This window comes from Sphingobium sp. ba1, assembly GCF_000743655.1.
Lineage (GTDB): Bacteria > Pseudomonadota > Alphaproteobacteria > Sphingomonadales > Sphingomonadaceae > Sphingobium.
The window spans coordinates 515,101-525,124 of record NZ_JPPQ01000083.1 but is presented as its reverse complement, the minus strand read 5'-3'; the positions used below and the strand labels follow the sequence as shown (position 1 = coordinate 525,124).

Here is a 10,024-nt window from a genome sequence, read left to right as displayed (position 1 = left end):
TCCCCTGAAGGGGAGGGGAGCAACTCGCTCGTATCCCGCCACTATCCCAACGATCTCCTCATTTCCGGCTTCGACATCCTGTTCTTCTGGGACGCGCGGATGGCGATGCAGGGGATGGAGTTCATGGGTGACGTGCCATGGCGCAAACTCTATCTCCACGGCCTCGTCCGGGCGGCGGACGGGCAGAAAATGTCTAAGTCCAAGGGCAATGTCGTCGATCCGCTGGGCCTGATCGACAAGTTCGGGGCCGATGCGCTGCGCTTCTTCATGGCGGCGATGGAGAGCCAGGGCCGCGACGTGAAGATGGATGAGAAGCGGGTCGAGGGCTATCGCAACTTCGCGACCAAGCTGTGGAACGCCGCGCGCTTCCTCCAGTCGAACGGCGTGACGGCCTCGACCAGCCATGAGGCACCCGCCGCGCAATTGCCGGTCAATCGCTGGATCATCGCCGAGACGGTCGCGACCGTGCAGGCGATCGACAGCGCGCTTGCCGACCTGCGCTTCGACGCAGCCGCCAACGCCATCTATCATTTCGTCTGGGACCAGTTTTGCGACTGGTATATCGAACTGACCAAAGGCGGGATGGACGACGAGACGCGCGCGGTCGCGGGCTGGGCGTTCGATCAGATATTGGTGATGCTGCACCCCTTCATGCCCTTCATCACCGAAGAGTTATGGCACCTGACCGGCGCGCGCGCGAACGAACTGATCGTTGCGCAATGGCCGCAGGCGCTGGCGGCGGTGGACAGCGAAGCGCAGGCGGAGATTGACTGGTTGATCCGGCTGGTGAGCGCCATCCGTACCGCGCGGACCGAACTCAACGTGCCGCCGGGCGCGAAGCTGCCGGTGGTGGTGAGCGACGGGTCGGAGAAGACGCATCGTCGCCTCGATCGGCAGGGTGCGGCGCTGGCGCGGCTGGGTCGCATCGCGAGCCTGACCTTTGGCGAAGCGCCGACGGGCGGCGCGGCGCAGATCGTAGTGGACGAAGCGACCTTCATCCTGCCGCTGGAAGGCGTAATCGACATCGCTGCGGAAAAGGCGCGGCTCGCCAAGGCGCTGGCCGCGGCACAGAAGGAGCGCGATGCGCTGGGCGGGCGCTTGTCCAACCCCAGTTTCGTCGAGAAGGCCAAGCCCGAAGCGGTCGCCAAGGCGCGCGAGGACCATGGCGAGAAGACCGCCGAGGCGGAACAGTTGCAGGCGGCCCTCGACCGGCTGGGGTAGGTGGGTCTCTGCGAGTTTTGAGATACAGGCGATCATATTCGATAGCGGCGTGTTGAAAAGCCTAATCCTCCCCTGACAGGGGAGGTGGCAGGCGAAGCCTGACGGAGGGGTGTCGCCCTATCGATAGGGTGACACCCCTCCACCGCCTTCGGCGGTTCCCCTCCCCTTACAGGGGAGGAATTTGGGGTCGGGCCTGCAATAAATATGTTTGTCATGTAGTTGGGGGCGGGGGAATGAGCATGGCGGCAGGCAAGACGGGCGCAAAAGACCTGACGCAAGGGCCGATCGCGTCCACGCTGATGCTGTTCGCGATGCCGACGTTGGCGTCGAACATCCTCCAGTCGCTCAATGGATCGATCAACGCCATATGGGTAGGGCGCTTCCTGGGGCCGGAGGCGCTGGCGGCGACGGCCAACGCCAATATCATCATGTTCCTCATGTTCTCGGTCGTCTTCGGATTCGGCATGGCATCCACGGTGATGATTGGCCAGGCGGTGGGGCGGCGGGACATGGACGCCGCGCGCCGCGCCTTCGGGTCGGCGGTTGGCTTCTGCATGGGGCTGGCGTTGGTCGTATCGACCCTCGGCTGGGTGGGCGCGCCCGCGCTGCTGCGGCTGCTTTCGACCCCGGTCGAAGCCTATGCCATGGCGCTCGTCTATCTGCGCGTCATCTTCATCGCCATGCCCGCAACCCTCTTGTCCGTCATGATCATGATGGGCCTGCGCGGCGTGGGCGATGCGCGCACGCCGCTGATCTTCATGATCGTCAGCGTGGCGGTGGACCTGATATTGAACCCCGTGCTGATCCTGGGGCTGGGACCGTTCCCGGCCATGGGGATCGCGGGGTCGGCGACGGCGACCGCTGTGGCCGGTTTCGTCAGCCTGATCGGGATCATCGCCTATACCTATGCCAAAGATCTGCCGTTGCGGCTACGCGGATTGGAGCTGGCCTATCTGCGCCCGGCGGCCGAACAGATGCGCGTGCTGCTGGGCAAGGGGCTGCCAATGGGCCTCCAGATGATCGTCATGTCGGCATCGGGCCTGGTGATGATCGGCCTCGTCAACCGCGAAGGGCTGCAGGTGACGGCGGCCTATGGCGCGTCGCAGCAGCTATGGACCTATCTCCAGATGCCGGCGATGGCGATGGGCGGCGCGGTCAGCGCCATGGCGGCGCAGAATATCGGCGCGGGGCGGTGGGACCGGATCAGCCGCATTACCGGCTATGGCATCGGCTATCAGTTGCTGATCACCGGCACCATGGTCGCGGTGATGCTGACCTTCCACGAAGCGTTGCTGGGCCTGTTTTTGGGCGACAATGACGCCGTGATCGCGGAAGCATGGCATATGCAGTTGCGGGTCAGCTGGAGTTTCCTGGCCTTTGGCTGCACCATGATCCTGTTCGGCGTGATGCGCGCCAATGGCGTGGTGATAAAGCCGCTGATCATCCTGATCTTCACCCTGTTCGCGGTGCGGATCGGTTTCTATTATCTCGCTTATTCCCGGATCGGTGCCGATGCGTTGTGGTTCAGTTTTCCGGCGGGATCGTTCGTCTCGCTGCTGCTCGCCTATCTGGTCTATGCCCAAGGCGGCTGGCGCAAGGCCAAGCTGCTGGTGCCGGTGCATGAAGAAGAATGTCGGGAGAGTGTGAACAGCGACGCCGAACCCGCCGGGCGGATCGCGCCGACCGGATAATTACCGCCCCTGGTTGCGCCAGCGGGTGATGGTGCGGTCGAGGATAGCCTGCTCATCGCCCGACTGCCGCCAAAGCTCGGTAAAGCTTGGGTCGCCGGACGCGGGGCGGCGATGTTCTTCCAGATTGTCGAGCGCGACGCGGATCGGCACGGCGACGCCTTCGCCGCAGATGATCGCCTCGCGGTTGCGCAACGCGGGGATCGAATCGAGGAAGCCGCGCGCCCCTTCGGGCATGGCGGCCTTGACGAAGGCCTGATCGCGGTCGTTGTTCAGACGCATGGCGATGATCGTGCCGCATTGTGACAGCACGCCTTCGGCCAGGTCCGACGGACGCTGGGTGATGAGGCCCAGCGATACGCCATATTTACGGCCTTCCTTGGCGATCCGCTCCAAGATCTTGCGCACCGCCTGGCCGTTGCCGCTGGTCGAATTGGGGATGTAGCGATGCGCTTCTTCGCACACGAGCAGGATCGGTCGCTGCGGCTCGTCGCGCGCCCAGATTGCATAGTCGAACACAAGGCGCGACAGCACCGACACCACGGTCGAGGTGATGTCCGATGGCATGGCGGACACGTCGATGATCGAAATCGGCTTGCCGTCCGAAGGCAGGCGAAAAATCTTCGCGATGAAGTCCTGCATCGTGTCGGCCACCAGCATGCCGGAGAACATGAAGCTGTAGCGCGGGTCGGCCTTGATCTCGTCGATCTTGGTCTTGATCCGCATATAGGGCAGCGACCCGGTGCCCTTGTCGAGCTTGCCCATTTCATTCTGGAGAATGTTGGTCAGGTCAGAGAGCAGATAGGGGATCGGCGAATCGACGGTCAGGCGACCAATCTGTTCGGCAAGCCTGTTCTTCATGCGCGCCGCGAGCAAGCATTTGGCGAGAATGTCGCAATCGACCGTGCGTTCGGAACCGGAGGAGGTGACGAACACCTCGCAATGTTCCTCGAAATTCATCAGCCAATAGGGCAGCGCCAGATTGCTGATGTCGAACACGGCGCCATTGCTGCTGAAGGCCGCGCCATATTCGCCATGGGGGTCGATCATCACGATATGCCCCTGCGGCGACAGGTCGCAGATGCGGTGCAGGATCATCGCGGCGCTGGTCGATTTGCCAGTGCCGGTGGAGCCGAGCAGCGCGAAATGCTTGCCGAGCATCTGATCGACATAGAGCGCGGCGCGCGTGTCGGTGGTGGGATAGACGGTGCCGATCTGGACATGCGGTCGGTCATCGGCGGCGTAGATCTGCTGCATATCCTTGCTCGACACCGGGAAAATCTCGGTGCCGGGTGTTGGATAGCGGGTGACGCCACGCCGGAAGTGAAAGATACGCCCGGTCAGCTTTTCTTCGTCGCCCTCGCCCAGAAAGTCGATGTCGGCGACGATGCTCTGGCTCGCCTGGTCCAGCACCATCGCGCGGACGCTGGCAACCAGCCAGACCGTGCCGACGCGCATCTTGACCTGGCTGCCGACCTGGCCCGCCATGGCGGTGCAGGGGTCCATGTCCTGCCCCAATAGGGCAAGCCGTTGCGGATCGATCAGGATCTTGGAGCTTGATCCGGCGATCTGGAACACCATTCCCATCGATTGGGCCGTGGCCAGGGACGCGGGCGTCGCTGTCGGCGTGAAGTGATGCGCACCCGACATATGGGTCATGAGCCTTTGTCGTCCCTTGGCCCGGAAAGACTTCCGGCAAACACATGACGTCTAGGCGGCGAAGGTAAAGATTAGCTTATGCATGGGTCGATCATCGCTTGATCGGACAATTTGGGGCATGGCTTCTTGCCAAAAGGTAGCGGTTGGTCCGAAACGGATCGGATCGGGGCTGGGGAACAGGACAGGCTTTGGGGCATTGAGCCTGCGCCACAACAGGATATTTTCGTGCCCGAAACGATAACGGACGATGGAGCGCGGCGCTCCGACGCGATTGCCATAGCCCGTGTCATCTGCATCGTCGGCGTGGTTTATGTCCATGCCTGGACTGGCTTGAACGGCGAAGCGCTCAATGCGTTGCGCGGGACGGCGCAGGAAAACCTGCGCTGGCTGTTGATGGAATTGTTCGGGCGTAGCGCCGTGCCGTTGCTGGGCCTGATATCGGGCTGGCTGGTAGCGGGGTCGAGCGGTACGCGCAATTGGAGCGGGCATGTCCGGCGCAAGGCGCGGACGATCCTGCTGCCCATGATCCTGTGGAATGGCATTGCGATCCTGCTGGTATCGAGCGCTGCGCTGATGCTCGGCCTTTCCGCGCCCGTGCCCCAGTCGCTCTGGTGGACGGTGGATGAAATGCTGGTCCTCACCCGCAATCCCGACATCAATGTCCAGATGGGATTTCTGCGCGACCTGTTCCTGTGCATGGTCGCAGCGCCGCTGCTGGTGCGATCGCCCGGCTGGGCGTTGGGGATCATCGCGCTGGTTGCGGCGGCGTGCCATGTCACGGGGCTTGGTCCGCCCGTGCTGATGCGCACGTCGATCCTGTTCTTCTTCACCTTGGGCATCATGGCGCGACGAGGTGCCTGGGAGGCGCGGATCACTTGCTTGCCCTTGTTATGGGCGCTGTTGCCCTTCGCGCTGTTGATGGGGGCCCAACTTTATCGCGCGATCATGGTTGGCGATGGCGAGGCGGTGCTGGCGCAGCGGACGTTGGACCTGGCCGTTCGCCTGAGCGCTGTCGTCGCTTTCTGGCGGATTGCCTGGGCACTGGCGGGCAGCGGGGCGCGCGCGATGTTGCTGCGGATCGAACCGTTCGTCTTCCTGCTCTTTTGCGCGCACCTGATCCTCATCTGGCTTGGCGGGCCATTATTGGGCAATCTGACCGGCCCGCTGGGATCGCCGCTTTATCCGTTCTACCTGATCCTTCAGCCGCTGCTGGTGCTCCTCGCGGTGATTGCGCTGGGCCGAATACTCCGTCGGATCGCCCCGCGCGCCGCCGCTTTACTCAGCGGCGGCCGCTTATAGCGCGAGTTCGGGCGCGGTGATTGCCTGTGCTGCCGCCATGGCGATGGCGAAGCTGCGCTTGCGGGCTGCGGTATCGAAAATCTGCCCGGTCAGGATCAGTTCGTCCGCGCGCGTGCGGCGCAGGAAGGCGGCCAGGTCACGCTCGACATCGGCTTGCGTACCAATGCTGGAGGCGCTCAGCACATCGGCCAGCATCGCCTGCGCCTGAGGCGGCAACATGTCGTAATAATCCGCTACGGGGGGCTGGAGCTTGCCCGGCTGCCCCGTGCGCAGCCGCACGAACGCCTGCTGCATCGAACTGGCGAGCAATTGCGCATCGGCCATGCTGTCGGCAGCAAAGACATTATAGCCAGCCATCACATAAGGCTCCCTCAGCTGGGCCGAGGGGCGGAAGTCGCGGCGGTAAATTTCAATCGCTTCATCCAGTGCAGCGGGCGCGAAATGCGAGGCGAAGGCGTAGGGGAGGCCCAGCGCCGCAGCGAGTTGCGCGCCATACAGGCTGGAGCCCAGAATCCACAGTGCCACGTTCGCGCCTGCGCCCGGTGTCGCCTGGATGCCCAGCCGATCGTCCGCAGCGAAATAGGCCTGTATCTCCATCACGTCGCGCGGGAAATTATCCGCCCCACCTGCAAGCGTGCGGCGGATCGCCTGCGCCACCCGCTGGTCCGACCCCGGTGCACGACCCAGCCCCAGATCAACCCGGCCGGGGAAGAGCGCGTCGAGCGTGCCGAACTGTTCGGCGATCAGCAGGGGCGCATGATTGGGCAGCATGATGCCCCCCGCGCCGATACGGATCGTCGATGTCGCCTGACCGATATGTGCCAGCACGACAGACGTCGCGGCCGATGCGATGCCCGCCATGCCATGATGTTCGGCGACCCAGAAACGGTGATAGCCCAGCCTTTCGGCATGGGCGGCGAGGTCAGCTGTATTGGCGAGCGCGGTAGCAATGCTGTCGCCTTCGCGGACGGGGACGAGATCGAGCAGGGAAAAGCGTGTCATGCTCTCCATATGGGGGCATGATGGGTTTTATTTCAATACGCAAATTCAGATGGCGCGACCGAAACCCTGAACCGGCGTTTCGGTACGGCGACCGAAAGTCACGGGACGGCGCGCGACCAGCGGGTTGGCGTCGCGATCCAGCAGCGCCAGCGTTTCGGTAAAGCAGGGACGCAGCGCGACGACGGTTTCGATCAGTTCGTCGGGCTGTTCACGGGTTTCCACACAGCGGCGGGCGACCATTTCAATCTCTTCGGCCATGGCGCTGAGGCGATAGGCACCGAACTGCGCCGATTCCCCCTTGAGCGTGTGCGCGGGGGTGACCAGTGCGACGGCGTTGCGCGCGCGGAATGCCTGCTCGATTGCCTGGATCGACTTCACGCCATCTTCGCGAAAATAGCCCAATATACGTGGAAATGCGGCGCCCAGCTCATTCCGGGTCCGGGTAAATTCGGTCCAGTTGACCAGATCGGTCTCTTGATGGGGCACGCGCACCGCTCCTTTGGCTAAGGTCTGGAAATAGGCGGGCTGCGTAAACAGGCGGTTAAAGCGGGATGATGATCAGCCTGGGCGGCGCAGTGAAAAGCGATGGTCGCTCAGCGCCTCGAACGCCCAGCCTTGCGCGCTTGCCAGGGCCGCGAGTTCGGCAGGCGCGATCGGATCGTCGGCCTCCACCACCACCGCATCGGCCCCGCGCATGGCCCGTGCCGCGCGCAGCACGGGCCAGGGGCATTTCATGCCGCGCGCGTTGACCGACAGCGGCTCATTTTGTGGCATAAGGATTCTTGGCGCTCCGTAGCGTCAGCCGCACCGGCACGGCGCCAAAGCCCAGTTCCCGCCTTATGCCGTTCACCAGATAGCGGCGATAGCTTTCGGGCAGATCGTCCAGCCGCGTGCCGAACAGCACGAAGGTCGGCGGACGGGTCTTGTTCTGGGTGATGTAGCGCAGCTTGATCCGCTTGCCGCCCGGCGCTGGCGGTGGATTGGCCTCCAGCGCGGTTTCGAACCAGCGGTTGAGGACGCCGGTGGACACGCGCTGCGACCAGGCGGTGCGCGTTTCGAACGCGACATGGATCAGGTCGTCCAGACCCTTGCCGGTGGCCGCCGACACGGTCATGATGGGCACGCCGCGCACCTGCGCCAGCCCGTCGTCCAGCGCTTTTTTGATGCCCTGATACAAGGCCGAACCATGTTCGACCGTATCCCATTTGTTGAGTGCGACGACCAGCGCGCGCCCTTCCTCCAGCACCTTGTCGGCGATGCGCAGATCCTGCGCTTCCAGTCCGCGCGTCGAATCGAGCAACAGCACCACGACTTCGGCAAAGTTCACAGCGTTCAGACCGTCGGTGACGGCCAGCTTTTCCAGCTTGTCCTGCACCTTGGCATGTTTGCGCATCCCCGCCGTGTCGATCAGGCGGACGGGCCGCTCGACGCCTTCGCGGCTGGTCCACATCCAGTCCACTGCGATGCTGTCGCGGGTGATGCCCGCTTCCGGCCCGGTCAGCAGGCGGTTTTCGCCGAGCAGGCGGTTGATCAGCGTGGATTTGCCCGCATTGGGGCGGCCGACGATGGCGAGTTTGAGCGGCGCGCTCTCGTCATCCTCGTAAAATTCCCGCTCGAACGGTTCGTCGCCTTCGCGCTCGACATGGGGCAGCAGCGCCTGAAACAGGTCGGCCATGCCCTGGCCATGTTCGGCCGAAAAGGGGACAGGCTCGCCCAGCCCCAAGCTGAAGGACTCCATCACGCCATCGTCGGCGGCTTTACCCTCCGCTTTATTGGCGACCAGAATGACCGGCGCATCATTGGCGCGCAACCAGCGGGCGATTTCCTCGTCCAGTGGCGTGATGCCCGCGCGCGCGTCGATCATGAACAAGGCGACGTCGCAATTTTCCACCGCCGCTTCGGTCTGCATCCGCATCCGGCCGGGCAGGCTGTTGGCGTCCTCATCTTCATAACCGGCGGTATCGACGATGGTGAAATCGAGGCCGAGCAGATGCGCCTCGCCCTCCCGCCGGTCGCGGGTGACGCCAGGCTGGTCGTCGACCAGCGCGAGCTTCTTGCCGATCAGGCGGTTGAACAGGGTGGACTTGCCCACATTGGGCCGCCCGACAATGGCTACGATGGGCAGCATGGAGGCCCGTTTCCTTCTTCTTATCTAAAAAAACGCAATGCTCCTGCGAAGGCAGAAACCCAGTCCAAAAGCGGAGGAACTGGGCTCCAGCCTTCGCAGGAGCATGCTTAGCACGAATAATCGGTTTAGCGGAACGCCGTCAGTTTGCCGTCATCCGCCAGAACATAAAGTATATTGTTGGCGACGATCGGCGAGAGGGACATGGAATGTTTCATGTCCACTTCCGACTGCACCGAACCGGTCGTCGGATCGACATAGACCATCTGGCCGCGCGTCGAAACGACGATCAACCGGCCACCTGCCAGCACCGGGCCAGTCCAGCGGATCGCCTTGTCCTTCTTCTTTTCATTCTGCCAACGGCGTAACTGACTGACCCAGCGGATCTTACCGGTCGCGCGGGCGACGCAGAGCAGGCGCGCGTCGCTGGTGACGGCGAAGACCCATTCGCCCACCACCCAGGGGGTGGAGATGCCCGCAATATTGATTTCCCACAGGCGCTGACCGCTGGTCAGTTCATAGGAGGCCATGCGGCCGCCCTGGCCGATCGCGAAGACACGGCCACGGTCGATGACCGGATCGGCGTCAATGTCAGTCAGGGTCGCAACCGCCGTCGAAATGCTGGTGCGCGAGAGCGCATCGCCCCAGAGCGTGCGGCCATTTTCGTAGCGATAGGCGTTGATTTCACCCGAGCTATAGCCCGCAACGACCGTACCTTGCGCGGCGGCGGGGGCGGCAACGCCGAAAATGCCGGTGACCTGCAAGGTGCCGCTGTCGGTCCACTGGGTCTCCCCATCGGACTGGTTCAACGCGAAAATCTGGTTATCCTGGCCCATCACATAGACATGGCCATTTTCCAGCGTCGGCGCGCCGCGCAGCGGCCCGGCCAGATGCTTTTTCCAGATGATTGCGCCATCGGTGGCATTGAGCGCAAACACGTCGCCAAGACCCGTGCTGGCGAACACGCGATCGCCGACGACGCTGACGCCGCCGCCGAACAGCGACCGGCCATTGCCCTTGCCCTCGGCGG

Annotated in this window: 9 protein-coding genes; 3 read left to right on the top strand and 6 right to left on the bottom strand. The window is 63.5% G+C overall.

Annotated features, from left to right (window positions below):
* Both IL54_RS21680 and IL54_RS21675 read left to right on the top strand, forming a co-directional pair.
* Window positions 1-1,221, top strand: a 1,221-nt coding sequence (locus tag IL54_RS21680; RefSeq protein ID WP_156106344.1) for a class I tRNA ligase family protein, incomplete at its 5' end; no start/stop codon positions are given.
* 239 nt (window positions 1,222-1,460) lie between these two features.
* Entirely contained in the window at window positions 1,461-2,912 is a 1,452-nt protein-coding gene (locus IL54_RS21675) for an MATE family efflux transporter (RefSeq protein ID WP_037480794.1), read from the top strand.
* Here IL54_RS21675 and IL54_RS21670 read toward each other — a convergent pair whose 3' ends face one another.
* Window positions 2,913-4,568, bottom strand: a complete 1,656-nt coding sequence (locus tag IL54_RS21670) for an ATP-binding protein (protein WP_037480364.1) — start codon at window positions 4,566-4,568, stop codon at window positions 2,913-2,915. It abuts the gene before it with no gap.
* 225 nt (window positions 4,569-4,793) lie between these two features.
* On the opposite strand from IL54_RS21670, the gene IL54_RS21665 reads away from it, so the two are divergent.
* Complete coding sequence (locus IL54_RS21665; protein WP_037480363.1) at window positions 4,794-5,867, top strand: acyltransferase family protein; 1,074 nt, start codon at window positions 4,794-4,796, stop codon at window positions 5,865-5,867.
* Here IL54_RS21665 and IL54_RS21660 read toward each other — a convergent pair.
* From IL54_RS21660 to IL54_RS21640, 5 genes are all read right to left on the bottom strand, one after another.
* Entirely contained in the window at window positions 5,862-6,869 is a 1,008-nt protein-coding gene (locus IL54_RS21660) for an LLM class flavin-dependent oxidoreductase (protein ID WP_037480791.1), read from the bottom strand. The two genes, IL54_RS21665 and IL54_RS21660, sit on opposite strands and share 6 nt — an antisense overlap.
* 45 nt (window positions 6,870-6,914) lie before the next feature.
* Window positions 6,915-7,355 (bottom strand): Hpt domain-containing protein, encoded by a 441-nt coding sequence (locus tag IL54_RS21655; RefSeq protein ID WP_037480788.1) that lies wholly within the window; start codon window positions 7,353-7,355, stop codon window positions 6,915-6,917.
* Between the two features lie 72 nt (window positions 7,356-7,427).
* Complete coding sequence (locus IL54_RS21650) at window positions 7,428-7,643, bottom strand: sulfurtransferase TusA family protein (protein ID WP_037480362.1); 216 nt, start codon at window positions 7,641-7,643, stop codon at window positions 7,428-7,430.
* Window positions 7,630-8,997, bottom strand: coding sequence for a ribosome biogenesis GTPase Der (der, locus tag IL54_RS21645; protein WP_037480361.1), 1,368 nt, complete (start codon window positions 8,995-8,997; stop codon window positions 7,630-7,632). Before der ends, IL54_RS21650 begins: the two co-directional genes overlap by 14 nt.
* Before the next feature lie 125 nt (window positions 8,998-9,122).
* On the bottom strand, window positions 9,123-10,024 hold a 902-nt coding region (locus IL54_RS21640), incomplete at its 5' end, for a PQQ-like beta-propeller repeat protein (protein ID WP_076605620.1).

What these genes read in the sequence shown, in the direction of transcription:
- IL54_RS21650 (WP_037480362.1), bottom strand. Translation starts at nt 7,643, where the DNA reads ATGCCACAAAATGAGCCGCTGTCGGTCAACGCGCGCGGCATGAAATGC.
- IL54_RS21660 (WP_037480791.1), bottom strand. Translation starts at nt 6,869, where the DNA reads ATGACACGCTTTTCCCTGCTCGATCTCGTCCCCGTCCGCGAAGGCGAC.
- der (WP_037480361.1), bottom strand. Translation starts at nt 8,997, where the DNA reads ATGCTGCCCATCGTAGCCATTGTCGGGCGGCCCAATGTGGGCAAGTCC.
- IL54_RS21675 (WP_037480794.1), top strand. Translation starts at nt 1,461, where the DNA reads ATGGCGGCAGGCAAGACGGGCGCAAAAGACCTGACGCAAGGGCCGATC.
- IL54_RS21670 (WP_037480364.1), bottom strand. Translation starts at nt 4,568, where the DNA reads ATGACCCATATGTCGGGTGCGCATCACTTCACGCCGACAGCGACGCCC.